The 23,916-nt window shown below is 73.3% G+C and carries 25 protein-coding genes; 12 read left to right on the top strand and 13 right to left on the bottom strand.

Annotated features, from left to right (window positions below; all coding sequences use genetic code 11):
- The first annotated feature begins 94 nt into the window (after positions 1-94).
- From IMZ35_RS26415 to IMZ35_RS26405, 3 genes are all read left to right on the top strand, one after another.
- On the top strand, positions 95-754 hold the full coding sequence (locus IMZ35_RS26415; RefSeq protein WP_199443894.1) for a lytic polysaccharide monooxygenase auxiliary activity family 9 protein: 660 nt from the start codon (positions 95-97) through the stop codon (positions 752-754).
- A 493-nt stretch (positions 755-1,247) separates the two neighbouring features.
- Positions 1,248-1,460: a DUF8847 domain-containing protein gene (locus tag IMZ35_RS26410; RefSeq protein ID WP_199443893.1), complete on the top strand. Its 213-nt coding sequence runs from the start codon at positions 1,248-1,250 to the stop codon at positions 1,458-1,460.
- Positions 1,461-1,648: 188 nt separating this feature from the next.
- On the top strand, positions 1,649-2,335 hold the full coding sequence (locus tag IMZ35_RS26405; RefSeq protein ID WP_199443892.1) for a DUF6319 family protein: 687 nt from the start codon (positions 1,649-1,651) through the stop codon (positions 2,333-2,335).
- Between the two features lie 296 nt (positions 2,336-2,631).
- On the opposite strand, the gene IMZ35_RS26400 is transcribed toward IMZ35_RS26405, so the two are convergent.
- The 6 genes from IMZ35_RS26400 to IMZ35_RS26375 all read right to left on the bottom strand — a co-directional run bounded on the left by IMZ35_RS26400 (position 2,632) and on the right by IMZ35_RS26375 (position 7,442).
- Entirely contained in the window at positions 2,632-4,182 is a 1,551-nt protein-coding gene (locus tag IMZ35_RS26400) for an alpha/beta hydrolase (RefSeq protein WP_199443891.1), read from the bottom strand.
- Between the two features lie 80 nt (positions 4,183-4,262).
- The gene (locus IMZ35_RS26395) at positions 4,263-5,348 is read right to left on the bottom strand and encodes an ATP-dependent DNA ligase (protein ID WP_199443890.1); all 1,086 of its coding nucleotides are present in this window, start codon (positions 5,346-5,348) and stop codon (positions 4,263-4,265) included.
- 238 nt (positions 5,349-5,586) lie between these two features.
- Positions 5,587-5,763, bottom strand: coding sequence for a hypothetical protein (locus IMZ35_RS26390; protein ID WP_199443889.1), 177 nt, complete (start codon positions 5,761-5,763; stop codon positions 5,587-5,589).
- 2 nt (positions 5,764-5,765) lie between these two features.
- Positions 5,766-5,972 (bottom strand): hypothetical protein, encoded by a 207-nt coding sequence (locus tag IMZ35_RS26385; protein ID WP_199443888.1) that lies wholly within the window; start codon positions 5,970-5,972, stop codon positions 5,766-5,768.
- A 140-nt stretch (positions 5,973-6,112) separates the two neighbouring features.
- Complete coding sequence (locus IMZ35_RS26380) at positions 6,113-6,676, bottom strand: RNA polymerase sigma factor (RefSeq protein ID WP_307868820.1); 564 nt, start codon at positions 6,674-6,676, stop codon at positions 6,113-6,115.
- 7 nt (positions 6,677-6,683) lie between these two features.
- Positions 6,684-7,442: a pyrimidine reductase family protein gene (locus tag IMZ35_RS26375; protein WP_199443941.1), complete on the bottom strand. Its 759-nt coding sequence runs from the start codon at positions 7,440-7,442 to the stop codon at positions 6,684-6,686.
- Positions 7,443-7,481: 39 nt separating this feature from the next.
- Here IMZ35_RS26375 and zapE point away from each other — a divergent pair, with 39 nt between their 5' ends.
- The 3 genes from zapE (at position 7,482) to IMZ35_RS26360 (ending at position 10,536) form a co-directional block, all read left to right on the top strand.
- Positions 7,482-8,504, top strand: coding sequence for a cell division protein ZapE (gene zapE / locus IMZ35_RS26370; protein WP_199443887.1), 1,023 nt, complete (start codon positions 7,482-7,484; stop codon positions 8,502-8,504).
- Between the two features lie 114 nt (positions 8,505-8,618).
- Positions 8,619-8,864, top strand: coding sequence for a DUF3040 domain-containing protein (locus IMZ35_RS26365; protein WP_199443886.1), 246 nt, complete (start codon positions 8,619-8,621; stop codon positions 8,862-8,864).
- 49 nt (positions 8,865-8,913) lie between these two features.
- Positions 8,914-10,536, top strand: coding sequence for an ABC-F family ATP-binding cassette domain-containing protein (locus IMZ35_RS26360; RefSeq protein ID WP_199443885.1), 1,623 nt, complete (start codon positions 8,914-8,916; stop codon positions 10,534-10,536).
- Between the two features lie 79 nt (positions 10,537-10,615).
- Here the strand turns inward: IMZ35_RS26360 and IMZ35_RS26355 are convergent, their stop codons facing one another.
- The 4 genes from IMZ35_RS26355 to rocD all read right to left on the bottom strand — a co-directional run bounded on the left by IMZ35_RS26355 (position 10,616) and on the right by rocD (position 14,926).
- Positions 10,616-11,488: an NAD(P)H-hydrate dehydratase gene (locus tag IMZ35_RS26355; RefSeq protein ID WP_199443884.1), complete on the bottom strand. Its 873-nt coding sequence runs from the start codon at positions 11,486-11,488 to the stop codon at positions 10,616-10,618.
- Positions 11,466-12,203: a histidine phosphatase family protein gene (locus IMZ35_RS26350; RefSeq protein ID WP_199443883.1), complete on the bottom strand. Its 738-nt coding sequence runs from the start codon at positions 12,201-12,203 to the stop codon at positions 11,466-11,468. Before IMZ35_RS26350 ends, IMZ35_RS26355 begins: the two co-directional genes overlap by 23 nt.
- Positions 12,204-12,220: 17 nt before the next feature.
- Positions 12,221-13,603: a DUF2252 domain-containing protein gene (locus IMZ35_RS26345; RefSeq protein ID WP_199443882.1), complete on the bottom strand. Its 1,383-nt coding sequence runs from the start codon at positions 13,601-13,603 to the stop codon at positions 12,221-12,223.
- 87 nt (positions 13,604-13,690) lie between these two features.
- Complete coding sequence (gene rocD / locus IMZ35_RS26340; RefSeq protein ID WP_199443881.1) at positions 13,691-14,926, bottom strand: ornithine--oxo-acid transaminase; 1,236 nt, start codon at positions 14,924-14,926, stop codon at positions 13,691-13,693.
- Between the two features lie 137 nt (positions 14,927-15,063).
- Between rocD and IMZ35_RS26335 the strand changes: the two genes are divergently transcribed.
- From IMZ35_RS26335 to IMZ35_RS26315, 5 genes are all read left to right on the top strand, one after another.
- Positions 15,064-15,930 carry a PPK2 family polyphosphate kinase gene (locus IMZ35_RS26335; protein ID WP_438816899.1) on the top strand — a complete coding sequence of 289 codons (867 nt, stop codon included), beginning with the start codon at positions 15,064-15,066 and terminating at the stop codon, positions 15,928-15,930.
- A 154-nt stretch (positions 15,931-16,084) separates the two neighbouring features.
- On the top strand, positions 16,085-17,185 hold the full coding sequence (locus IMZ35_RS26330) for a lactonase family protein (RefSeq protein WP_199443880.1): 1,101 nt from the start codon (positions 16,085-16,087) through the stop codon (positions 17,183-17,185).
- 68 nt (positions 17,186-17,253) lie between these two features.
- Positions 17,254-18,057: a HipA family kinase gene (locus IMZ35_RS26325; RefSeq protein ID WP_307868817.1), complete on the top strand. Its 804-nt coding sequence runs from the start codon at positions 17,254-17,256 to the stop codon at positions 18,055-18,057.
- The gene (locus IMZ35_RS26320) at positions 18,041-18,430 is read left to right on the top strand and encodes a DUF3037 domain-containing protein (protein ID WP_199443879.1); all 390 of its coding nucleotides are present in this window, start codon (positions 18,041-18,043) and stop codon (positions 18,428-18,430) included. The genes IMZ35_RS26325 and IMZ35_RS26320 overlap by 17 nt, the downstream gene beginning before the upstream one ends.
- Positions 18,431-18,514: 84 nt before the next feature.
- The gene (locus IMZ35_RS26315; RefSeq protein WP_229373280.1) at positions 18,515-19,642 is read left to right on the top strand and encodes an LCP family protein; all 1,128 of its coding nucleotides are present in this window, start codon (positions 18,515-18,517) and stop codon (positions 19,640-19,642) included.
- A gap of 28 nt (positions 19,643-19,670) precedes the next feature.
- Here IMZ35_RS26315 and IMZ35_RS31565 read toward each other — a convergent pair whose 3' ends face one another.
- Entirely contained in the window at positions 19,671-19,793 is a 123-nt protein-coding gene (locus IMZ35_RS31565; RefSeq protein ID WP_267877279.1) for a hypothetical protein, read from the bottom strand.
- 137 nt (positions 19,794-19,930) lie between these two features.
- Positions 19,931-20,725, bottom strand: a complete 795-nt coding sequence (locus tag IMZ35_RS26310) for an IS701 family transposase (RefSeq protein ID WP_199443878.1) — start codon at positions 20,723-20,725, stop codon at positions 19,931-19,933.
- A gap of 604 nt (positions 20,726-21,329) precedes the next feature.
- Here IMZ35_RS26310 and IMZ35_RS26305 point away from each other — a divergent pair.
- A complete protein-coding gene (locus tag IMZ35_RS26305; RefSeq protein ID WP_199443877.1) occupies positions 21,330-21,497 on the top strand; it encodes a hypothetical protein in 168 nt (55 codons plus the stop codon).
- A gap of 49 nt (positions 21,498-21,546) precedes the next feature.
- On the opposite strand, the gene secA2 is transcribed toward IMZ35_RS26305, so the two are convergent.
- Positions 21,547-23,871, bottom strand: coding sequence for an accessory Sec system translocase SecA2 (gene secA2 / locus IMZ35_RS26300; protein WP_199443876.1), 2,325 nt, complete (start codon positions 23,869-23,871; stop codon positions 21,547-21,549).
- Positions 23,872-23,916 lie beyond the last annotated feature (45 nt).

The following is a 23,916-nucleotide window of genomic DNA, read 5'->3' as shown; positions in this document are numbered from 1 at the left end:
GAACAGTCCGCAACGACGCGCGACGTGTGCGTTCCGCCCGTTCGCGTTCCGCCGCCGGTGTGGAGAAGATCCGATCCGAAGACTGGCGGTGTTCATGTCCTTCTCACGCAGATCACCGGTGTTCCGCGTGCTGGCGGTGGCGGTGAGCGTGCTCGCGCTGCTGACCTCGGTCGTCGCGGGCAGCGCGTCCGCGCACGGCTCGGCCACCGATCCACCGGCGCGCAACTACGGGTGCCACCAGCGCTGGGGCAGCGATTTCCAGAACCCCGCGATGGCGACCAGGGACCCCATGTGCTGGCAGGCGTGGCAGGCCGATTCCAACGCCATGTGGAACTGGAACGGGCTGTACCGCGAGGGCGTCGCGGGCAACCACCAGGCGGCGATCCCCGACGGGCAGCTGTGCAGCGCCGGGCGCACGCAGAACGGGCGCTACGCCGCGATGGACAAGGTCGGTGCCTGGCAGGCCGTCACGAAGAGCACCAGTTTCACGGTCAACGTCCACGACCAGGCACTGCACGGCGCCGACTACTACCGGGTCTACGTGACCAGGCAGGGGTTCGACCCGACGACGCAGGCCCTGGGCTGGGGCAACCTGGAACTGCGGGCGCAGGTCGGCAGGACGGCTCCCGCGAACAACACCCAGATCAGCGTGACCGCGCCCGGACGCTCCGGGCGGCACATCGTCTACACGATCTGGCAGGCCAGTCACCTGGACCAGTCGTACTACTTCTGCAGTGACGTGATCTTCCAGTAGAACGCTCGGCAGGGCTCCGCGTCGACCGAGGAGGACGTCGGTCGGCGCGGAGCCCTGCCGTTCCTGCCGTGCGCGGCGCGGCCCCGCGGAGCCCACCTCCGGGTGAGCGCAGACGTGCGGCGCTTCGCCGACGGCTCGCTGCCCGCGCACGCGGTCGCCGACCGGTGTCCTCGTCGCTCGCGGTGACCGGGCCGCCCGCCGCGCCCCGCTGGACGCCCGCGGGTGCGACCTCGACGAGGCGCTGCCCCGCCAGCCGCCCGCGCACGCGCTGCCGCACCTCCGCGGCAACCACCTCCGGTACCCGCGGGAGACGCCGGAGCCCTCCGAACGGGCGCTCGCCGCACCGGCCGATCGGCGGTCCCGGTTCGGCTGAGCACGGGGCGGGTGTGGTGCCTGCGCCAACAGGATGGATGTCCGCGCTGATCAGAGCCCTGTGTCGGACGGACTCGTACCATGTACCGAGTCGGTGGATGTCGAAGAAGCGGAGGCCGGGATGACGGACACCTACGTGGTGCGGTTCGTCGGCGGGCCGCTCGACGGCCGGGTGGACTCGCTGGAGCGGGCGCCCGAGGATCCCAGGCCGACGATGACCCACGTGCACCTGCACAGCGGTCCCAAGATCGTGCACCACTACGACCTCCAGTACGCCGTCGAGTACGGCTGCGAGTACCACGTCCGGTCCGACGGCTCGGAGGACGACGCCTGAGTTCCGCGCACCGTCCACACCGGACGCGCGGTCGGCGCGAACGCTCAACCCGTGGTGCCTCAACGCTCAACTCGTGGTGCCCGAACGCTCAACTCGTGCGTTCTGAACGGCTACCGGGCGTGGAACTGTCGGTGTCGTAGGGCATGGTTCACGTCGACGGACGAAGGAACAGTCGACTGGAGGGACAGATGGCGAAGCAGAGCTCGTTGTCACCGCAGGATCTCGAACACCTGCGTGCGGAGCTCGCTGCGGGCCGCCCGCCGACCGTCTGGTTCACCACGGCCGCGGTCGGGGTCGAGGCGGGGAAGTCGGCGAAGGTGATCGCGTTCACCGAGCCGGAGGAGGGGGACTTCATCCAGGTCCGCCCCACCGGTTCGCGGGACGAGATCTCGTTCTCACCGGCCGAGCTGACGCTGGAGAAGCCGGTCCGCAAGAAGCCGGCGCCCGCGCCCGCGCCCGCGCCGGTGAAGCAGCCGGTGCGGGAGGAGACGGTCGTCGAGCACCCGTACGTCCCGGCCCCGCCGCCGGAACCGGTGCGCAAGCTCGCACCGGCGCCGCAGGCGGCGGCTCCCGCTCGCCCGGCTCGTCCGGTGGCGCGCAAGCAGCCGAAGTCGGCCGAGGTGACGGTGACGCTCAGCTCGACCGCGGACGGCGAGTGGACGGCGGACGTGACGCAGGGCACCAAGCGCACCGTGCGCGGGGCGTCGGTGCCCGCCTCCGCGGTCGCGCAGGCCGCGCGGCTGCTCCCGCCGGAGGTCGCCGAGGCGGTCGAGGCGGTGCTGAGCGCGGCGCGCGAGCAGCACCAGGCACGGGTGGAGCAGCTCCGGGCGGAACTGGAGGCGGCGCAGCGCGCGCTGGACGAGCTGTCCGGCTGACGCTGTGGCACCGCCGCGTTGGTTCGTGTTGATGGTTTGCCCGGGCGATCGGGTGACGAAGTCGTCAGGTCGCCTCACCGGGCGGACGGTGGAGGAGCTGAGCCGATCCGCTGACCTCACGGGAGAAGACCATCATGGCGGTATACGTGAAGATCGTGCAGAAGCCCGACCTGAGCGGGTGCGGCTGCTGTTCCGGCTGCACCGGCCCCGGTTGCGGGTGTTGCACGAGCTGCTGACGTGACGGAGCGGGGCGGCCCACCGCGCGGTGGGCCGCCCTCGTGCTCCGCCGCCGCCCATCAGGGCGGGCAGACCGTGCCGCTCTTCGGGGTCCGGCCGTCGGTGAGGAAGCCGCTCGCGGCCCGCGTGGCGCACTCGGACCGGGTCAGCGCGCCGTGCCCGCCGCCCTGCCAGCTCACCACGACGCCCTCGGGGAGCTGCTGCGCCGCCCGCTCGGTGCCCTGACCGGGCGTCACGGGGTCGTCTGCGGTGCTGAGCACGAGCACCGGGGGAGCGCTCGTGACCGGCTCGATCTTCGTCTGCACCGGCACCGGCCACGGCCCGCACACCAGGAGCTGCCGGGCGAACACCGCGCCGAACAGCGGGTGCTTGTCCGCCCAGTCCTCGCCGATCGTGGCCACCCGCTCGGGCGGGATGCGTGTCGCCGTGTCGTTGCACGTGGTCACGATGGTGGCGTCCAGGCGCGGCGGGTTGTCGTCCAGGTCCGTCACCAGCGGGGACATCAGGGCCAGCAGGCCGCTCGCGTCTCCGGAACCCGCCTTGCCGATGGCGTCGCCCAGCTCGGGCCAGTGCTCGCGGTCCGCCAGCCCGGTGAGCACGGCGTTCAGCACCGTGCCGGGGGTCAGGTCCAGCTCCTCGCCGCGCACCGGCGAGGAGCGCACCCGGTCCACGAGGCCCAGCAGCGCGGCCTTCGGGTCGGCGCCCAGCGAGCACGAGCGCACCACGCAGTCGCGCGCGAACGCGTCGAACGTCTTCTCCGCGGCCACCGCCCGCGCCTCGGCGGAGGCCATCACGTCGGTCGTCGGATCGGGCAGGCCGTCGAGGACCACTCGGCCGACGTGCTCGGGGAAGCGGCTCGCGTAGATCGTCAGCACCCGCGAGCCGTCGCCGAGACCGATCGCGTTGAGCCTGCTGACGCCCAGGTTGTCGCGCAGCCGGTCGAGGTCGGCCGCCGTGCGCCACGAGTCGAGCGCGGTCAGCCGGTTCTCCAGGTCGAGCACGCACTCCTGGCTCGCCTCGCCGACGGCGTCGAGCAGGTCGTCCTGCTGCGCGTCGGCGGGGTCGAACTCCAGGATGTCGGCGCGGGTCGCCGCCGGGACGCACTGCACGCCGTCGGACTTGCCGGTGCCGCGTCGGTCGAGACCGATCAGGGTGAACGCGTCGAGGAGCTCCGGCGGCAGCGAGGCGGCGAGGCGGGCGGCGCGCAGCGTGCCGGGCTCCCCACCGGGATCGCCGACCACGACCAGGGGCGTGCGGCCGTCGCCGACGCGCAGCAGTGCCAGGTTCAGCGTGCCCCGGCCCGGCCTGCTGGGGGAGTCGAGCACGACGGGCATCCGCGCGCACTCGTAGTCCTGGCCGCCGTCGGGTGCCCGGTCGCCCATGCGCAGCCGGGTGGTGTCCGTGCAGGGCGCCCAGGCGAGGCTGCCCTCCTGGTACTCCTCCAGCGGCGGGATCGGCTGCGTGCCGGACGGCGGTGCGGCCGTGGTCGGCCCGCCCTCGTCGCCGTGCACCGCGATCACCGGACGGGTCGAGGGCCCTGCGCTGCACGCGGTCGTCGCGGCGAGCGCCAGGACCGGCAGCAGCAGGGCGGCGCGACGGCGTCGCGACACGGCGGTCCTCGCTCTCGGTGCGGTGGGTTCTCCGCCGGAAGCGTCGCACGGACCAGGTGAGACTTCGGTGAGCGACCCGGTCAGCGGGCGGGTCTGACCTCGCCGCGCAGGACGGACTCCACGTCGTAGCGGGCGGGCTGGTCGAGCTGGTCGTAGCCGCACGACCGCGGTTCGCGGTCGGGCCGCCAGCGCGCGAACTGCCCGTTGTGCCGCAGCCGCGCGGGCTGCGCGCCCTCGGTCTGCGTGTAGCGGATCTCCACGACCCGCTCGGGACGCAGCGGCACCCACTCGGCGTGCTTGCCGCGCCACCGGTTGATCGCGCCGGGCAGCCGCCGCCCGTCCTCCGCGTGCTCGCCGATCCACGGGTGCTCGCCGTCGGTGATCAGCCCGGCCAGCTCGGCGGCCAGCGCCCTGCGCTCGGCGGCCGGGAACGACCCCACGACGCCGACGTGGTGCAGCACGCCGGCCTCGTCGTGCAGGCCGAGCAGCAGCGATCCCACGGCCGTGCCGGGCTCGGTGTCCTTGTGCCAGCGCAGCCCGGCCACGACGCAGTCGGCCGTGCGCGCGTGCTTGACCTTGATCATGGTGCGCTTGCCGGGCTCGTACGGCTCGGCCGCCGGCTTGCCGATCACGCCGTCGAGCCCGGCGCCCTCGAAGAGCTGGAACCACTCGGCCGCCACGGCCGGGTCGGTCGTGGCGGGGGTCAGGTGGACGGTGCCGCCCGGCTCGATCAGCCCGGTGAGCACCTCGCGCCGCGCCGTCGCGGGCTCGCCGAGCAGCACGCGGTCCCCGAGGGCGAGGACGTCGAACGCCACGAACGCCGCCGGCGACTGCGCCGACAGCAGCGCCACGCGGCTGGCGGCGGGGTGGATGCGCTCGGCCAGGGCGTCGAAGTCCAGCCGGTCGTCGCGCGCCACCACCAGCTCGCCGTCCAGGACCACGCGCTCGGGGAGCTGCCGCAGCACGGCCTGCACGACCTCGGGGAAGTAGCGGTTGAGCGGCTTGCCGCTGCGCGACTGGAGCACGACCTCGTCGCCGTCGCGGAACACCAGGCAGCGGAAGCCGTCCCACTTGGGCTCGAAGACCAGGCCGGGGTCGTCCAGCGGAATCGCGTCGACCGACGTGGCGAGCATGGGCTGCACGGGCGGGGTCAGCGGTAGCGGCACGCCCACATACTGCCCGTCGCCACCGACGGCCGCAGGCGAACCGCCGCACCGCCGCACCCGGTCGCGCAAGGCGACGGGGTGGCGCAGCGCCGGTGCGACCGACGGGTCCGCGTCCGCGCCGCGGCCGGACACCGCACGGTCGTGCCGCGCGCCGTCCGGAGGGTGGCGGGAACGCGGTCGGCCGCGCGGCGCACCAGCTCGGAACCGACCTCCGGCCGCCCGCGCTCCTCCCGGACGGTCACCGCTCGCGCTCTCGGCCGATCAGGTCGTTCAGGTCGAGCTGGCCGTCCAGGACCCGGCCCACGATCAGGCCGATGACTCCCACGGCGAGCGTGACGAAGAAGGCCGTGAAGCCGAACGTGGCGGCCAGGCCGAGGAGCAGCCCGGCCTGGACTCCCGTCTGGGTGACGTCCATCGTCAGCGCTCCTCTCCGTGCTCGGCCGCGACGCCGGACGTGACCGCCGTGCCCGCGCCGGAGATCTCGCGGGCCGCGGTTCCCGCGACCTCCCGCACCGCCGACGACGCGACGGTCGTCCTGCCCCGGCTCGTCTCGTCGGCGAGCCGGGAGGGCCCGGCCGGTCGCACGTCCGTCGACTCCGGTCTGATCACGCTGTTCTGCGCCACGGGGAGGTGTCCTTCCGGTCCTGCGCTCGGTGTGCACCGGGTCAGATGCGGCCAGTGGCCCGCATCTGTCGCAGCTTCACCCGAACGAGGGGTTTGGGGCACCGTTTCCCACGTCCCCGGCCCGGCCGTGGCGCGTCACCTCACCGCAGCTCCCGCAGCGTCGACAGCAGGGACGCCCTGGCCCGGTGCAGCCGCGAGTGCAGGGCGGGCACCGGGACGCCCAGCACCGCCGCCACCTCCTCGTAGCTCATGCCCTCCAGCTCGCGCAGCACCAGCGGCGCCCGCTGCGACGGCTCCAGCGTGGCGACGGCCCGCAGCACGATCTGCGAAGTCTCGTTGCGCACGGCCGAGCGCTCCGGCCCGTCGCCCGCGTCGGCCGCGGCCGCGTCGAGCACGGTGTCCAGGGGCACGGTGAGCCTGCGCCGGCGGACGTGCGCCAGCGCGGCGTTCGTCACCACCCGGTGAAGCCACGTCGACGCCGCCGCGTCGCCCCGGAACCGGCCCAGCCCGCGCCACACCGCCACCCACGCGTCCTGCACCACGTCCTCGGCCTCCACCGCGTCGCCGACGACGCGCAGGGCCACCCGGTGCATGCGCGGCGTGTGGCGGCGGACCAGCTCGTCGAACGCGGCGCGGTCACCGAGCGCCGCCGCGTCGAGCAGGACGGCGTCGGTGTCCTCGCGCCGCGCCGCCCCGGTGGTCACCGGCGGGTCACCGGGTCCGCCGGTAGCGCAGCATCAGCGCGCCGCCCACCTCGTCGTCCTCGTGGTGCAGGGCCGACTCCAGCCGCACGGTCCTCGGCACGTCGGGCAGCGGTCCGCGCGCGATGCGGCCCGAGTCGCCGCCGGCCAGCAGCGGGGCCAGCGTGAGGCACAGCTGGTCGACCAGGTCCGCGGCGATCAGCGCACCCAGCAGCTGCGGGCCGCCCTCGCAGTTCACCCGGCGCAGTCCGCGCTCGCCGAGCGCGCGCAGCGCCGCCGGGAGGTCGACGGTCTCCTCCCCGGCCACCACCACGTCGGCTCCGGCCGCGGCGAGCGCGTCGCGGCGCTCCCGCGGCGCGGCTTCCGAGGTCAGCACGATCGGCGGCACCGAGGTGTCGGCGATCAGGAGCGACTCCGGCGTCGGCGAGCAGCGCGCCGTGACCACGGCGATCGGCGGCACCGGCGACAGGCCGAGCCGCGCCCTGCGCTCCGCCCTGACCTCTCCCGCCCTCACTCCCCGGTACCCCTCGGCGAGCGCGGTCCCGGCACCGACCAGCACCACGTCGGCGAGGTCGCGGCCCAGTGCGAAGATCTTCTTGTCCGCGGCGTTGCCGAGCCCGGCCGACCGGCCGGCGACGCTCATCGCGCCGTCCAGGCTGGAGATGAAGTTGACCTGCACCCACGGCCGGTCCAGGTCGTCCGGGTAGTCGTAGAGACGCTCCAGGTCGGATGTGTCGGTGGTCTCAGCGCCGGGTGGTGGCCACAACATCTGCACGACCCCATCCCAGCACGCGGATAGGCTCTCGCCATGCCCGCCCCGCGACTGTCCGATCGAGATCCCCGGATCGGGGCGGACGAACTCGTCGACGCGATGGTGCCGCCGCCGCACTTCGACGCGGTCCGGTTCGACACCTACGTCCCCGACCCCGGCGAGCCCTCGCAGGCCGCAGCCGTCACCGCGTGCCGCGAGTTCGCCGGGCGGATCGCCGAGCAGGACGGTGGCCGGAGCTGGTGGGGCTCGCTGTTCTCCGGCTCGCGCTCGACCGGCGACGTGAAGCCCGGCCTGTACCTCGACGGCGGGTTCGGCGTCGGCAAGACCCACCTGCTCGCGTCCGTCTGGCACAGCGTGCCCGGCCCCAAGGCGTTCGGCACGTTCGTGGAGCTGACGAACCTGGTCGGCGCGCTCGGCTTCGCCGGGACCGTGCAGCGGTTGTCGGGGCACCGGCTGCTCGCGATCGACGAGTTCGAGCTGGACGACCCCGGCGACACGATGATCGTCGGCCGGTTGATCCGCGAGCTGACCGCGGCCGGGGTGTGCGTGGCCGCCACGTCCAACACGCTGCCCGACAAGCTGGGGGAGGGCCGCTTCGCCGCCGCGGACTTCCTGCGCGAGATCCAGTCGATGGCCGCGAAGTTCGACGTCGTGCGGGTCGACGGCCCCGACTACCGGCACCGCGGGCTTCCCGAGGCGCCCGCTCCGATGACCGACGAGGAACTGCTGGCCAGTGCCGAGAGCACGCCGGGATCGACCCTGGACGACTTCGACGACCTGTGCGCGAAGCTCGCGACGGTGCACCCCTCGAAGTACGGGCGTCTCGTGGACGGGGTGGAGCTGGTGCACCTGCGCGGGGTGCACGCCGCGGCGGATCAGAACGTGGCGCTGCGCCTGGTGGCGTTCGGCGACCGGCTCTACGACCGCGACGTGCCGGTGGCGGTGTCGGGCGAGCCGCTGTCGGCGCTGTTCACCGACGAGATGCTGCGCGGCGGGTACCGCAAGAAGTACCTGCGCGCCGTGTCGCGGCTCGTCGCCCTGTCCCGCGCCCGTGGCTGACGCCACCGGCCGCCGCCCCGGTGTTCCCGCCGTCGGCGGAATGTCGGAAGCGGGTGAATACCCGGCGGTCAGCGGGGGTATCCGCGACCAGAGCGACCCGGTAGGAGGACGTCGATGCTGAGTGAATCGGAACGCCAGAGCCTCTCGGAGATCGAACGGATGCTGGCCATGGAGGAACCGGCCCTGGCGCAGACGCTGGTGGTCGGTCGCCCGCACGGCTCGTGGCTGCACATCGCCCTGGCCGCCACCTTCGGTGTCCTGGGTGTCCTCCTGCTCGTCCTCGGTCCGGTCGGAGCCGCGCTGGCGTGCTTCGGGTGCGCGGCCGTGGCGATGCTGCTGCGCGGGTTCACCTGGACCTGACACGACGACGATTCGCTTTGTGGAGCCCGGACGGCGACCATGAGCCACCGTGGGTTTCCTCGAAGCGAACGGGCTGGCGTTCCGCCTGCCGGACGGCCGTGAACTGTTCCGGGACGTGTCGTTCAAGGTCGGCACCGGCACGGTGGTCGCCCTGGTGGGCGCCAACGGCGTCGGCAAGACGACGCTGCTGCGCATCCTCTCCGGCGAGCTGAAGTCGACGACCGGCAGCGTGCAGGTGGTCGGCGGGCTGGGGGTGATGCCGCAGTTCGTCGGATCGGTGCGGGACGAGAGCACCGTGCGCGACCTGCTGCTCGCCGTGGCCCCCGCCGCGCTGCGCCGTGCCGCCGCCGAGCTGGACGCGGCGGAGCTCGCGCTCATGGAGACCGACGACGAGCCCACCCAGATGCGCTACGCCGAGGCCCTCGCCGCGTGGGGCGAGCACGGCGGCTACGACGTCGAGGTGCTCTGGGACACCGTGACCGTCGCCGCGCTGGGCGTCCCCCACGACCGCGCCCGCTTCCGCGAGGTGCGGACCCTCTCCGGCGGAGAGCAGAAGCGGCTCGTGCTGGAGGCGCTGCTGCGCGGCCAGGAGCAGGTGCTGCTGCTCGACGAGCCGGACAACTACCTCGACGTCCCCGGCAAGCGCTGGCTGGAGGAGCGGCTCACGGCCACCGGCAAGGCCGTCCTGCTGGTCAGCCACGACCGCGAACTCCTCGCGACGGCGGCCACGCACGTCGTCACCGTCGAGGCGCACTCCGCGTGGGTGCACACCGGCTCCTTCGGCACCTGGCACGAGGCCAGGCGTGCCAGGATCGAACGCCTCGCCGAGCTGCACCGGCGCTGGGACGAGGAGCACGCGCGGTTGAAGGAGCTGGTCCGCACCCTCGGCGTCCAGGCCGCGATCAGCGAGGTCATGGCGCAGAAGTACCGGGTGATGCAGAACCGGCTGCGCAAGTACGAGGAGGCCGGTCCACCGCCGGAACTGCCGACCGACGAGAAGGTCGCGCCCCGGCTGCGCGGCGGGCGGACCGGCGTGCGCGCCGTCGTCTGCGAGGGCCTGGAGCTGACCGGGCTGATGAAGCCGTTCGACACCGAGATCTTCTTCGGCGACCGGGTCGCGGTGCTCGGCTCCAACGGCTCCGGCAAGAGCCACTTCCTGCGCCTGCTCGGCGGGTCGGCGGAGGTGGCGCACAGCGGCGTGTGCCGGTTGGGCGCCCGCGTCGTCCCCGGCCTGTTCGCGCAGACCCACCAGCACCCGGAGTGGGTCGGCCGCACGCTCGTGGACGTGCTGTGGCACGGCGAGGACGGGCGCAGGGGCCTGGACCGCGGCGCGGCGATGTCCGTGCTCGGCCGCTACGGCCTCGGCGTCACCGGTGACCAGCGCTTCGAGACGCTGTCGGGCGGGCAGCAGGCGCGGTTCCAGATCCTGCTGCTGGAGCTGTCGGGTGCGACGCTGCTGCTGCTCGACGAGCCGACGGACAACCTCGACCTCGCCTCGGCAGAGGCGTTGCAGGCCGCGCTGAACGAGTTCACCGGCACCGTCGTCGCGGTGACCCACGACCGCTGGTTCGCCAAGTCGTTCGACCGGTTCCTGCTGTTCCGCTCGGACGGCGTCGTGACCGAGGTCGCCGAGCCGGTCTGGGACGAGTCGCGCGTCGTGCGCGCCCGCTAGGGCGCGCTTCGGGAGTCTGCGTTCGGCGGGGGCCCGCCCGGCGCGGCCGGCCCCCGCCGCGGACTTCGTGGAGAACGGCCTAGAGCTGGAGCTCCACGAGCACGCCGGGGACCTCGTCCAGCAGTTCGCGCGCCAGGATGCCGCGCATCCCGGTGCGGGGGATGAGCCGCTGACCCGCCATCGCGTGCGCGTGGCCCGCCCAGCAGGCCGCCTGGGCGAGATCCGGTGAGCTGGCCAGGAAACCGCCGGTCAGCCCGGCCAGCACGTCGCCGCTGCCCGACGTGCCCAGGCCGGGGTGACCCGTGCCGTCGCGCCACGTCCGGCCGTCCGGGGCCGCCACCACGCCCATCAGGTTGACGGCCGCCCCGTAGCGCTCGGCGATCTCCAGCGCGGCCCCCACCAGGTCGTCCACCGGCTCGCCGGGGCGGTTCAGCAGGAACGCGGCCTCCGTCGTGTTGGGCGTCAGCACGATCCGCCCGGCCACCGGCTTCGCCAGCTCCGGGTGCGCGCTCACCGCGCCGAGGGCGAACGCGTCCAGCACCACCGAGGTCTCCCGGCCGATCTCGGGCAGCAGCCGCTCCAGCAGCGCCGCCGTCTCGTCGACCTCGGTCAGGCCGGGACCGATCACGACCGACCGCGCGTCCGGCAGCACGTCGGCGAGCACGTCGAGCGCCTCCGCCGAGACCGCGCCGGACTCCGTCTCCGGCAGCCCGAGGACCATCGCCTCCGGCACGGCCAGGCCCAGGGCGGAGGCGTGCCGCTCCACGACGGCCAGTTGCAGCGTGTTCGCGCCGGCCCGCAGCGCGCCGATCCCGCTGAGCAGCACCGCGCCCGGCACCTGCCGCGCCCCGCCCACCACGAGGACCGTGCCGCTGGGAGCCGACTCGTAGCGCCACTCGCGCAGCAGCGCCGGCGTCACGGGCGTCGGGTCAGGCCGATCGTGTGCTCTCATCTTCGCTCTCCGTCGGTCGGGTGCCGTGCTCGCGCAGGTGCTCCGCGCCGTGCTCGTTGGTGAGCCGGTAGCCGTCGCCGTCGCGCTCCCACTCCGTCAGCGACCCGTTGGCCACGACGGTGCGCCGCGCGATCTCCAGCAGTTCCGGCTCCGGAATCCCCTCCAGGAGGTAGCGCAGCAGGAACGCCGTCATCTCGTGGGCGAAGAAGAGCACCCGCTTCCCGCGGTGCTCGGCGCTGACGTCGCCCAGCAGCGCGCGCAGCCGCAGCGCCACGTCGGCCCACGACTCGCCGCCCGGCGGCCGGTAGTAGAACTTGCCCAGCCGCTGCTTGCGCACCAGCTCCTCGGGGTAGCGCGCGGCCACGCCTCCCGCGGTCAGCAGGTCGAGCACGCCGAGTTCGCGGTCGCGCAGCCGCTCGTCGACGACCACCACCGGGTCGACCCCCGGAGCCTCGGCCAGGGCGAGCCGCGCGGTGTCCGACGTGCGCCGGTAGGGCGACACCACGACCACGTCGGGGCGCAGCGCGGGGTCCAGCTCCGCGATCCAGCGGCCCACCGCCCGCGCCTGGTCCTCGCCCTGGTCCGACAGCGGCACGTCCGCGTCGCGGTCGGAGATGTCGATCACCTCGTGCCCCGCGGCCTCGGCCTCCTCCCTGGCCACGTTGCCCGTGCTCTCACCGTGTCTGATCAGTCCTACCCACCCGAGATCCGTCACGACGGGTGCATACCCGCTCAGTCCTCGATCAACGCCTGCAACCTGCCCGCGCGCACCGCCGCCACGAGTTCGGAGTGGTCGGCCTCGGTGCGGTCGGCGTAGTCCAGCGCGTACTTCGCGAACGCCTCGTCGAGGTCGGAGCCGTCGGCGTCGCAGTACCCGGCGAGCAGCCGCGGGTCGAGCGACCGGGTGTGGGCGCGGGCCAGCAGCGCGCCCGCGAAGCGCCCGTAGTCGTCGAGGCGGTCGTGCTCCAGCGTCGTGGCGTCGATCTCGCCCTTGCGGTTGCGGAACTGCCGCACGATGAACGGCCTGTCCTCGATCGTGGTCCAGCCCAGCAGGATGTCCGTCTCGGCCTGCACGAGGCGCGCGCCGTGCACGATGCGCTTGCCCTCGTGCTTGGCGGGAGCGACCCCGAGGTGCGGGGCGAGCGCCGAGGGCCTGGCCTCCTTCACCTGGAGCACCAGCGCCTCGTCGCCGTTGCCGTGCAGCAGGACCAGGTAGGCGCGCAGGCCGACGCTGCCGGTGCCCACCACGCGGAACGCCACGTCGGACACGCCGTAGCGCATGATGAGGTTGCGGCGCGACTCGCGGAGCGTGTCCACGTACCCCGGCAGCGCGCCGACGACCGCGTCGGCGGTCTCGTCGGTCACCCCGGTCAGCACCGGGGGATCGGTGACGAACCGCCACCGCTGGTCGGAGTCGCGGCGGGTCCACTTCGCCGCGACCCGCGCGCTGGTGTTGCGCCGCGCCTTGTCCGCGGCCTTCGCGAAGTCGTCGACCAGCGCCTTCGCCTTGACCCTGCTGAGCACCGACTGGTCGCCCAGCGCCGTCCACGAGTCGAGGAAGGGCTGTTTCGCGAGGTGCCGGATCGCGCCCCGGTAGGCGCGCACGGCGTCCTCGGCCGCGTCGCGGCAGCCCTTGTCGGACACACCGCCCTCGCGCCCGGCGAGCACGAGGCTCGTGACGAGCCGCTTGAGGTCCCACTCCCACGGGCCGGGCAGCGTCTCGTCGAAGTCGTTGACGTCCATGACGATCTGGCCCTCGGCCGTGCCGTAGAGGCCGAAGTTCGCGGCGTGCGCGTCCCCGCACAGCTGCGCGTCGAGACCGCTGCGGGGGCTCGCGGCGAGGTCGCCGGCCATGAGGCCGGCGGTGCCGCGGAAGAACGCGAAGGGCGAGGCGAGCATCCGGCCGACGCGCAGCGGAACCAGGTCGGGCAGCCGTCCGGCGTTGCTCGCCCGCACGTGCTCGACGATCGACGGCCGGTCGGCGGCCAGCCGCACGTGGCGGTGCTCCCGGTGGCTCACGTCCTCCCGCAGGGCCCGCCCGCGCGCCAGCACCTCCTCCGGCTCGACCCAGCGACCCAGCGCGGCCGCGACCCGCGCACGTCCTCGTTCACCCATGTGGACCATCATGCGCCACGCGGGCGGCTGACCGTGCGGAGTTGCGCGGCCCCGGCCTCCCGCGCGACCGAACGGTGCCCGGCCCGGTCAGCGGGCCAGCACGGCCGCGATGGCGTCGAGGCCGCGGTCCAGGTCCGCGCGGCCGACGACCAGCGGCGGAGCCACCCGCAGCGTGCGGTCCCTGGTCTCCTTGCACAGCACGCCCCGCGCCACCAGCGCCTCGGACGCCTGCCGTCCGGTGGGGCCGCCCGGCGCGATGTCGACCCCGGCCCACAGGCCGCGGCCGCGCACCTCGGACACGCCGCGGCCGACCAGCTCGCCGAGCCGGGCGTGCAGGTGCGTCCCCAGCTCGCGGGAGCGCTGGACCAGCTCGCCGCTGGACAGCAGCGCCACGACCGCGCGGCCGACCGCGCACGCCAGCGGGTTGCCGCCGAACGTCGAACCGTGCTCGCCCGGCCGCAGCACGCCCAGCACCGCGCGGCTGCCGACCACGGCGGACACCGGGACGATGCCGCCGCCGAGCGCCTTGCCCAGCGTGTAGAGGTCGGCGCGCACGCCGTCGTGGTCCAGGGCGAGCAGGTCGCCGGTGCGGCCCAGCCCGGACTGGATCTCGTCGGCGATCAGCAGCACGTTCGCGTCGTCGCACAGCCGCCGCACCCGCGCCAGGTAACCGGCCGGCGGCACGATCACGCCCGCCTCGCCCTGCACGGGCTCGATGAGCACGGCCGCGGTGCGCTCGGTGATCGCGGCGGCCAGCGCGTCGGCGTCGCCGTGGGGCACGATCCGGAAGCCGGGGGTGAACGGCCCGAAGTCGGCCCGCGCGGTCTCGTCGGTGGAGAAGGACACGATGGTCGTGGTGCGGCCGTGGAAGTTGGACCCGGTCACGACGATCTCGGCGGTGCCGTTCGGGACGCCCTTGACCCGGTGGGCCCACTTGCGGGCCACCTTGATCGCCGACTCGACGGCCTCGGCGCCGGAGTTCATCGGCAGCACCACCTCGGTGCCGGTGAGGGTGGCCAGCTCGCGGCAGAACAGGCCCAACTGGTCGTGGTGGAACGCGCGGCTGGTCAGCGTCACCCGGCCGAGCTGCTCCACGGCGGCGGCCACCAGCGCGGGGTGGCGGTGGCCGAAGTTCAGCGACGAGTAGCCGGACAGGAAGTCCAGGTACTCGCGGCCCTCGACGTCGGTCACCGACGAGCCCTCCGCGCTCGCGACGACCACGGGCAGGGGGTGGTAGTTGTGGGTGCTCCAGCGCTCGTCGAGCGCGATGTGCTCGGCCGTGCTGGTCGGGAGGTCCGCGTGGCGAGCGGCGGTGACGGTCATGTCCCCAAGGCTAGGGGGCCGGTGGCGTCGATTTCAGCCGCTAGCCGTTGCACCTGGGGCATCTTCGTTGCGCAGTTCGACGTTTGTCCGGTGATCCGTTGCGTACGGCGGCGCGGCGCGGTCCTCGTTAGGCTGCGCTGGTGTCCGAGCACCCCCCGTCCGTCCGCGACGCGCTGCGCGTCGATCCCGACTCCTCCGACCTCGCCGCGGTCGACCCGACCGCGTTCCCGGTCGGACCGACGTCGAAGTCCGCGGCGCGCGACGACCTCACGACCACCGGTGTCGAACTGGACGAACTCCAGGAGCGGCTCTACGCGGAGGGGGTGGCCGGTGGCGGTTCGCGCCGGGTGCTGCTGGTCCTGCAGGGCATGGACACCTCAGGCAAGGGCGGGACGATCCGGCACGTCGCCGGGCTGGTCAACCCGCACGGCCTGCGCGTCCACTCCTTCTCCCGGCCCACGCCGGAGGAGCTGCGGCACGACTTCCTGTGGCGGGTGCGCCGCGAGGTGCCGCCGCCGGGGTTCATCGGGATCTTCGACCGCTCGCACTACGAGGACGTGCTCGTGGCCCGCGTCGACTCGCTCGTGCCCGAGGACGTCTGGCGCGAGCGCTACGCCCTGATCAACGCCTTCGAGGCCGAGCTGGCCGAGGAGGGGACGACGGTGGTGAAGTGCCTGCTGCACATCTCGCCCGACGCGCAGCGCAAGCGGTTGCTGGCCCGGCTGGACGACCCGCACAAGCACTGGAAGTACGACCCGGCCGACCTCGACGCGCGCGGGAAGTGGTCGCGGTACCAGGAGGCCTACGCCGACGTGCTGCGCGAGTGCTCGTCCCCGGCGGCGCCCTGGTACGCGGTGCCGTCGGACCGCAAGTGGTACCGCAACTGGGCCGTGGGCCGCATCCTGCTGGAGACGCTGCGCGAGCTGGACCCGCGGTACCCGTCGGTGAGCTTCGACCCGATCGCCGAGAAGGGGCGGCTGCTGCACGCGGACCCGCTCGGGTGAGCGTCGCGCCGGGTGCGATCCCGGTCGCTCCCCTTGATCGGTTCGACGGTCTGGTCCAGTGTGGAGTTGCCGCGGGCGACTGACTGGAGGTACTGCTGTGGTGGTCAACAGGCGGCGGTTCATCGCGGCCACGGGTGCGGGAGTGGGAACGCTGATGATCGGAAGCACTGCCGGGACGACCGCCGTGAACGCGGCGGGCACGAGGACGAGCCGCGCCTACCTCGGCACCTACACGACGTGGGAGGGCGGCGGCACCGGCATCGGGATCGCCTCCTACGACACCGCGACCGGGGCGCTCACCGCCACCGGCGCGCTGGAGGGCGTGGTCAACCCGTCGTTCCTGGTCGAGTCGCCCGACGGGCGGCACCTCTACGCGGTCGGCGAGACCTCGGAGGGCACGGTCACGGCCGTCGCGGTCGCCGACGACGGCACGCTGAGCGTCGTCGGCACGCAGCCGACCGGCGGGGCCGACCCCTGCCACCTGACCCTGGACCCGAGCGGTCGGTTCCTGCTCGCCGCCAACTACTCGTCGGGCAGCGTGTCCGTGCACCCGCTGCGCGCCGACGGCGGGCTCGGCGAGCGCACGGACCTCGTGCGGCACAGCGGTTCCGGGCCGGACCCCGAGCGCCAGGAGGGGCCGCACGCCCACCAGGTGCTCCCCGACGTCGCCGGGCGGTACGTCGTGGCCGTGGACCTCGGCACCGACGAGGTGACCACCTACACCGTCGAGGACGCGGGCACGCTCACGACGACGAGCACGGCGGCGTTCCCCGCCGGGATGGGCCCCCGGCACCTCGCGTTCCACCCCGGCGGCGAGTTCGCCTACGTGGCGGGGGAACTGGACTCGACCGTCGTGACCGCCGCCTACGACCAGGCCACCGGCGTGCTCACGCCGGGGCGGGCCGTGAGCACGCTGCCGCCCGACGCGCCCGGCACCCCGCGCAACTACCCGGCCGAGGTCCTGGTGTCGCCGTGCGGCCGGTTCGTCCACGTCTCCAACCGCGGCCACGACAGCATCGCCCTCTTCGCGGTCGAGGAGGACGGCGCGGTGCTGCGGTTCGTCGAGACCGTGCCGGTGGGCGGCGCGTACCCCCGGCACCTCGCGCGCAGCGGCGACCTGCTGTTCGCCACCAACCAGAACTCCGGCACCGTCACGGTGTTCCGAGTGGACGGTGAGTCGGGCCGCCTGTCCCCGGCCGCACCGGCGTTCACCGCGCCCGTCCCGGTCTGCTTCGTCCCGGCGCGCAACGGCTGACCCGCGCACCGGACGCCGGTCGGACAACCGGTTGGCGTCCGGTGCTCGGTGGCGGCGATGATGCGCGGGTGGACATCCCAACACCGGCCTCCGCACTTCGCGAGGTGGAGGCCACCCGCTACGTGACACCGTTCCGCGAGGGCGGTTCCCTGCCGGGGCTCGTCGAGGCGGACGACCTCGGCATGTACGTGCTCAAGTTCCGCGGCGCGGGGCAGGGCGTCAAGGCGCTCGTCGCCGAGGTCGTCGTCGGCGAACTCGCGCGGCGGCTGGACTTCCGCGTCCCCGAGATCGTCCTGGCCGACCTCGACCCGGAACTGGCGCGGGCCGAGCCCGACCAGGAGGTGCAGGAGCTGCTGCGCGCCAGCGGCGGCCGCAACCTCGGCATCGACTACCTGCCCGGCTCCTTCGACTACAACCCGGTCGTGCGCGAACCCGGCACCGACCTCGCCACGCGGCTGCTGTGGCTGGACGCGCTCGTGCTCAACGTCGACCGCAGCTGGCGCAACCCGAACACGCTGCTGTGGCACCGCCAGGTCTGGCTCATCGACCACGGCGCGGCCCTGTACTTCCACCACCGCTGGGGCGCCGGCTGGACCCCGGCCGCGTCCTACCGCTGGGACGCCTCCGACCACCTGATGCTGCCGTTCGCCGGTCCGCTCGGCGAGGTGGACCGCGAGATGTCCGCGCGCGTCACGCCCGGTCTCGTGCGGGAGGTGCTCGCGCTCGTGCCGGACGAGTGGCTCGCGGCCGACGAGAACTTCTCCTCGGCCGCCGAGGTGCGCGACGCGTACGCGGCGTTCTTCGCCGCCCGCCTCGCCGGTTCCCGCGAGTGGGTCGACGCGCTGGAGGCCGCACGTGCCGCACGTGTTTGAGTACGCGCTCGTGCGGGCCGTGCCGCGCCAGGAGCGCGGCGAGTTCGTCAACGTCGGCGTCGTCGTCTACAGCGCGCCGCTGGACTTCCTCGGCGCTCGCACGCACGTCGACGAACGGCGGTTGCGCGCGCTCGACCCGCACCTGGACGTGGAACTGCTGGAGCGCAGTCTCGCCCTCTGGTGCTTGTCCTGCGACGGGGCGCCCGAGGCCGGTCCGGTGTCCAGGACCTCACGGGGACAACGTTTCCGCTGGTTGACCGCGCCGCGCAGCACCGTCGTGCAGACCTCGCCGACGCACACCGGCCTCACCGACGACCCCGAGGCCGAGCTCGACCGGTTGCTCCGGGCTCTCGTGCTGCTACCGGATGAGTAGTCTCCCGCACAACCGGGCACGCCGTGCCGCGTCCTTAGCAGCAGTTGCTCGAACGAGACGACGTCCAGATCGGGGATGGGGAGCATGAGCCCTGGGTACCAGCGCGGCCGCCAGCAGCAGGGGTATCCGCAGCAGCAACCGCAGCGCGGCGCTCCGCGCCCGACGCGGCAGATGCCGACTCCGCAGGGCTACGGGCAGGACTCCCGGGGCCGGGGCGGTCACGCCGACGCCCGCTCGTCGCGGCCCGGCGCCGCGCCCGCGCGGCGCAGGCGGCGTCCGGGACGCGTGATCCTGACCGTGCTGGTGGCGCTGCTGGTGGGCCTCGGCGCGCTGTGGATCTACGTCGACTCGTCGCTGACGAGGGTGGACGCCCTGCCCGAGTACGCCGAGCGGCCGGCGGACACGCCGGGCACCACGTGGCTGCTCGTCGGCTCCGACGCCCGCGACGACCTCACCGAGGAGCAGAAGGCGTCGCTCGCCACCGGTGACGCCGCGGGGCGCCGCACCGACACCATCATGCTGCTGCACGTGCCGGACGGCTCCGGGAAGTCCACGCTGGTCAGCATCCCGCGCGACTCCTACGTCGACATCCCAGGCAACGGGCGGAACAAGGTCAACGCGGCGTTCGCGTTCGGTGGCCCGCAGCTGCTCGCGCAGACCGTCGAGGGTGCCACCGGCCTGCGGGTGGACCGCTACGTGGAGGTCGGCTTCGGCGGGTTCGCCGACATCGTCGACGCCGTCGGCGGGGTCGACATGTGCATCGACGAGCCCCTGCAGGACCCGCTCGCCGGACTGGACCTCCAGGCGGGGTGCCAGGAGCTGGACGGCACGCAGGCGCTCGGCTTCGTCCGCACCCGCGCGTTCGCCACGGCGGACCTTCAGCGCGTGCAGAACCAGCGCGAGTTCCTCTCCGCCCTGTCGGAGAAGGCGACGAGCGTCAGCACCCTGATCAACCCGTTCCGCTCGGTGCCCCTGATGTTCGCCGCGACCGACGCCGTGTCGGTCGGTGACGACGAGCACCTGCACAACCTCGCCGGGCTGGTGTTCGGCATGGGAGGCGGCGTGAACACCGTGACGGTGCCGGTGGGCGGCACGCCGACGGTGGACGTGGGTTCGGTCGTGCAGTGGGACCGCGAGAAGGCCCTGCGCCTGTTCGAGGCGCTGGGACGCGACGAGGCCGTGCCGGAGGATCTGCTCCAGCAGCCGGGCTGATCAGCTCACCGCACGGGGCCGCCGGGTTCTAGTTGAGCTCGGCGGCCTTCTCCGGCGTCTGCTGGTCCGCGGTCGGCACGGCCTCCGCGGCGTTGTCCACGATGATCTCCAGCTCGCGCATCAGGTCGTCGTAGATCGGTGTCAGTGACATGTCGTAACCCCCTGCGAGTGTTCTGTCCCCCGTTCGGTCCAGTGAGAGTACTGGGACGGGGAGGCCGTCCTCCACCTGTTGCCAGATCTGCGTCCGATTACACCTGAAGTGGAACAGATCACACGTTCGCGGATCGCTCACCCGGCCCAGCGGGCCGCCAGCACGTAGGCCGAGGCGAGCATCGACAGCGTCACGTGGGTGTACCAGGCGCGGTAGGAGCGCATCCGGTGCTTGCCGCCCTGGCGGAAGCACTCCTGCGCGGCACGGCTCGCGCTCGCCACGTGCGCGAGGTCCGCCGCCGTCGAGCGGCGCGGGCCGTAGCAGACGAAGTGCGCGACGCCGGTGGCGTCGCGGCGGGCCAGCAGCCAGTGCCCCCGGCCGGGACGCCACTGCGACCTGATCAGGATGCGCACCCACTCGTCCCCGTCGGCGAAGCGGTGCCACCCGGAGGCGGGGACCGACGCCACCAGCTCCTCGGCGGTGTGGCGGTCGCCGCTGGTCGAGATGAGCACGTCCGACCCGGTGGTGCCCAGCACGTGCGGCACGTCGTGCTTCTCCAGCCACACGCGCAGGTGGTGCGCCCCGCCGTACTCCTCGCCCGCCGTCACCCAGCCGAACGGCACGCCGCTGTCGACGGCCCTGGCCAGCACGACCTGCGCCTGTTCCGGCCGCGTCGCGAACCCCACCTCGTCGGGGACCTCGGCCGCCCGGCACCGGGCGCGGTCGCGGATCAGCGCGGCGGGCAGGTGCAGCTCGCGGTCGATCAGGGCCGCGCCGCGCGAGGAGGTGTAGGCCAGGAACACCCCGGCCCGACCGTCCTCCGCGGTGCCGCCGTCACCGACGACCAGCACCGCGTCCGACGCACCCAGGTGCTCCACCACCAGCTGGCGCACCTCGACGGCGTCCCGGCCAGCACTCACATCGGTCGTCACACGCACATGATCCACAACAGGGAGTACGTGCCGGGGGGCAGGGTCGGCCCAACGCCCGCCGCGCGGATCGGCGGTCCGTCCCGAGTGGACGCCGCGCCCGTGCCCGCGCCGGACCGCGAGCACGTGCCGGTGCACGTGACAACAGGTGGTGCGCAGGCAGAAGAAAGGCGTTTCGCATTGTGTCGAACCCCGTCGGGTGACCACCATTACGGTTTTTCGGCCGCTCGTGGAATCATCGCCGCACTTCTGCCCGTGCTGCCCTCGTTCCGGTGGACGGTCACGTGGACGGGTGTTGTCGCTGTGCCACCGGTGTGACCGGCGCATCGTCCGCAATACCACTGACTCGGCGATCTACTTGCACCTCATCGGGGGGTTCGGCGTCGGACTGTCCGGACCGGATGATGACGCGTCGTAGTGCAATCAGCGGCAGTGCGGAACACAAGTTCGCACTCGCAGGGGATGGACTGCCGGGGGTCGGGGGGAGCACTCTTTCACGGTGATTGAGCAAAGGCGCTCGCCACTCCCCGAGGGGGAGTTGTCATTCATCCGCCGGGTCAAGCAGTTGGCTCAACGGGCGGAACGAACGGCGCACGACCGTTCCAACATGGTCGGTCCCCCGCCGTCTCAGGAACACCTCGACATCCTCGCCGAGATCCGCGCGCTGACGGAGTCCCACCTCGCGTCCGTGGAGCGGAGCCGGAACGGGCGGTCGACACCGGCCGAGGTGCCCGGCCCGGCCGCACCGCTGGACGGCCAGCGCCTGGTGCGCTGAGCCGTCGGCAGGTCCCGGCCCGCGTCGCGGACCGGGACCTGCCCCGAACTCAGCGCTTCCTGCGCACGAGGTTCACGATGCCCCTGATCGTCTCCTCCAGCCCGGAGCCGAACGGGTTGTCGCTGACCAGGTAGGTCCAGGTCGAACTGGGCCGCTTCACGCCGGCGCCCGCCAGGTCCAGGCCGTCGTCGCCGACCTTCGCCGACGTCAGCACGTCCTCGCTGAGGTCCCACGAGTCGGGAACGATGCGGTGGAACGCGGGGATGGCCTCGCGGTGGAACTCGTCGAGCGGGTTCTGCCGGCCGAGGGCGCGCAGGTGGATTCCCTCGCGGAGGTCGGTGAGGAACACCAGGTGCTCCGTCCACCGCTCGTCCAGCTGGAACAGCGCCACGACGCGGGCCGCCCGCACCAGCTCGTCGCGGCCGACCTTCTCCTCCAGCTCCTCGAACCGCTCCGGCAGCCGCTTGCTCAGCTCGTCGTACGCCAGCTCGGTGCGCAGCAGCTGGTCGCGGTGCTCCAGCACCAGCGTCCGCTGGTGCTCGATCAGCTTGTTGTAGCGCCAGGTGTTGCGGTGGATCTCCAGGTTCACGCCCTCGGCGACGCGCTGGGCGTGCTCCACGGTCGCGAGCGATCCGCTGTCGGTGACCCGGCCGGCGTCGTCCACTTCGGACGGCGACTCGACGTCGGGCGCGTACTGGCCGATCAGCTCGTCCTGGAGGCTCGCGAAGAAGACCGAGCCACCGGGATCGCCCTGCCGGCCGGCGCGTCCGCGCAGCTGGTCGTCCAGGCGGCTGCTGGAGTGCCTGCCGGACCCGATCACGTACAGACCGCCCAGCTCGGAGATCCGCTCGCGGTCGGCCTGGTCGTGCCCGCCCAGCCGGATGTCCGTGCCGCGGCCCGCCATCTGCGTCGACACCGTGATCCGCCCGTGCGATCCGGCGTCGGCGATGATCGCCGCCTCCTCGGCGTCGTTCTTCGCGTTCAGCACGACGCACTCCAGCCCGGCCTGGCCGAGCTTGCGGGACAGCCGCTCGGACTCGGCGACGTCGAGCGTGCCCACCAGGATCGGCCGGCCGGTCTCGTGGACCTCCACGATCTCGGCGACGATCGCCGCCTCCTTCTCCTCCAGCGTCCCGTAGAGCCGGGGTGCCTCGTCGACCCGCACGCACTCCTTGTTCGGCGGGATGACCAGCACCTCCAGCCCGTAGAACGTGCGCAGCTGCTCGGCGACGGCCACGGCCGTGCCGGTCATGCCGCACCGCACCGGGTAGCGGCTGAGCAGGGCCTGGACGGTCACGGAGTCGAGCACCTCGCCGCTGTCGGTGGCGGCCACCGACTCCTTCGCCTCGACCGCCGCCTGGAGACCGTCCGGCCAGCGCTGGAGCTGAGCGATGCGCCCGCGCGAGTCGTCGATCAGGTGCACCCGGCCGTCGCGGACGATGTAGTCCACGTCGCGGTGCAGCAGCGCTTCGGCGTGCAGCGCGATGTTCACCCTGCTCAGGGTGCTGGAGACGTGGTCGGGGGAGTAGAGGTCGATGTCGCCCAGCGCCCGCTCCACGGCCTCGCTGCCCGCGCCGGTGAGGTAGACGTTGCGCTCCTCGTCGTCGACCTCGTAGTGCAGGCCCTTGCGCAACCGGCGGATCAGGGCGGCCAGTTCGGGATCGGCGTGGTTGTCGGCCGTCGACCCGGCGAGGATCAGCGGGACGCGGGCCTCGTCGACCAGCACCGAGTCCGCCTCGTCGATGAGGGCGACCTCGGGCTCCGGCACCACCAGGGCGTCGGCGTCGGTGGCGAGCCGGTCGCGCAGGACGTCGAAGCCGATCTCGCTGACCGACGCGTAGGTGACCTCGCTGGCGTAGGCCGCGCGGCGCTCCTCTGGCGTGGAGTTCTCGCTGATCCAGCCGACGCTCACGCCGAGCAGGTCGTAGAGCGGACCCATCCACCCGGCGTCGCGCTGGGCGAGGTAGTCGTTGACCGAGACCACGTGGACCTTCTGCCCGCGCAGCGCGAACCCGGCGGCGGCGACGGCCCCCGCGAGGGTCTTGCCCTCACCGGTGGCCATCTCCACGACGTGACCCGACATCAGGCCGAGCGCGCCGAGCACCTGCACGTCGAACGGCCGCTGGCCGAGGGCGCGGTCGGCCGCCTCCCTGGCCAGGGCGCAGACCTCCACGCGCTCCGCGTCGCCGAACGCGTCCTTCTCGCGCACGGCCGTCGCAGCGGCGGTCAGCTCGGAGTCGCTCAGCTCCCGCAGCGCGTCCTCGCGCTCGTTCACCGAGGTCAGGAGTGCCTGGTAGGGGCCGAGGTCGGCCGAACCAGGCTTCTGGGCGAACCGCCGCGCCCGCTGCTTGAGGCGTGCCATGAGAGTGCTCATCACAAGCAGAACGTAACCCGACCCACATCAGTTCCGACACGAGCG

The sequence above is a fragment of the Umezawaea beigongshangensis genome (genome assembly GCF_016464305.1).
Classification (GTDB): domain Bacteria; phylum Actinomycetota; class Actinomycetes; order Mycobacteriales; family Pseudonocardiaceae; genus Umezawaea_A; species Umezawaea_A beigongshangensis.
Note: the sequence above shows the minus strand (reverse complement) of the source record. Positions and strands in the feature narration are given on the sequence as shown.

What these genes read in the sequence shown, in the direction of transcription:
- IMZ35_RS26415 (WP_199443894.1), top strand. Translation starts at nt 95, where the DNA reads ATGTCCTTCTCACGCAGATCACCGGTGTTCCGCGTGCTGGCGGTGGCG.
- IMZ35_RS26410 (WP_199443893.1), top strand. Translation starts at nt 1,248, where the DNA reads ATGACGGACACCTACGTGGTGCGGTTCGTCGGCGGGCCGCTCGACGGC.
- IMZ35_RS26405 (WP_199443892.1), top strand. Translation starts at nt 1,649, where the DNA reads ATGGCGAAGCAGAGCTCGTTGTCACCGCAGGATCTCGAACACCTGCGT.
- IMZ35_RS26390 (WP_199443889.1), bottom strand. Translation starts at nt 5,763, where the DNA reads ATGGACGTCACCCAGACGGGAGTCCAGGCCGGGCTGCTCCTCGGCCTG.
- IMZ35_RS26375 (WP_199443941.1), bottom strand. Translation starts at nt 7,442, where the DNA reads ATGTTGTGGCCACCACCCGGCGCTGAGACCACCGACACATCCGACCTG.
- zapE (WP_199443887.1), top strand. Translation starts at nt 7,482, where the DNA reads ATGCCCGCCCCGCGACTGTCCGATCGAGATCCCCGGATCGGGGCGGAC.
- IMZ35_RS26365 (WP_199443886.1), top strand. Translation starts at nt 8,619, where the DNA reads ATGCTGAGTGAATCGGAACGCCAGAGCCTCTCGGAGATCGAACGGATG.
- IMZ35_RS26355 (WP_199443884.1), bottom strand. Translation starts at nt 11,488, where the DNA reads ATGAGAGCACACGATCGGCCTGACCCGACGCCCGTGACGCCGGCGCTG.
- IMZ35_RS26345 (WP_199443882.1), bottom strand. Translation starts at nt 13,603, where the DNA reads ATGGGTGAACGAGGACGTGCGCGGGTCGCGGCCGCGCTGGGTCGCTGG.
- rocD (WP_199443881.1), bottom strand. Translation starts at nt 14,926, where the DNA reads ATGACCGTCACCGCCGCTCGCCACGCGGACCTCCCGACCAGCACGGCC.
- IMZ35_RS26330 (WP_199443880.1), top strand. Translation starts at nt 16,085, where the DNA reads ATGATCGGAAGCACTGCCGGGACGACCGCCGTGAACGCGGCGGGCACG.
- IMZ35_RS26315 (WP_229373280.1), top strand. Translation starts at nt 18,515, where the DNA reads ATGAGCCCTGGGTACCAGCGCGGCCGCCAGCAGCAGGGGTATCCGCAG.
- IMZ35_RS31565 (WP_267877279.1), bottom strand. Translation starts at nt 19,793, where the DNA reads ATGTCACTGACACCGATCTACGACGACCTGATGCGCGAGCTGGAGATC.
- IMZ35_RS26305 (WP_199443877.1), top strand. Translation starts at nt 21,330, where the DNA reads ATGGTCGGTCCCCCGCCGTCTCAGGAACACCTCGACATCCTCGCCGAG.
- secA2 (WP_199443876.1), bottom strand. Translation starts at nt 23,871, where the DNA reads ATGAGCACTCTCATGGCACGCCTCAAGCAGCGGGCGCGGCGGTTCGCC.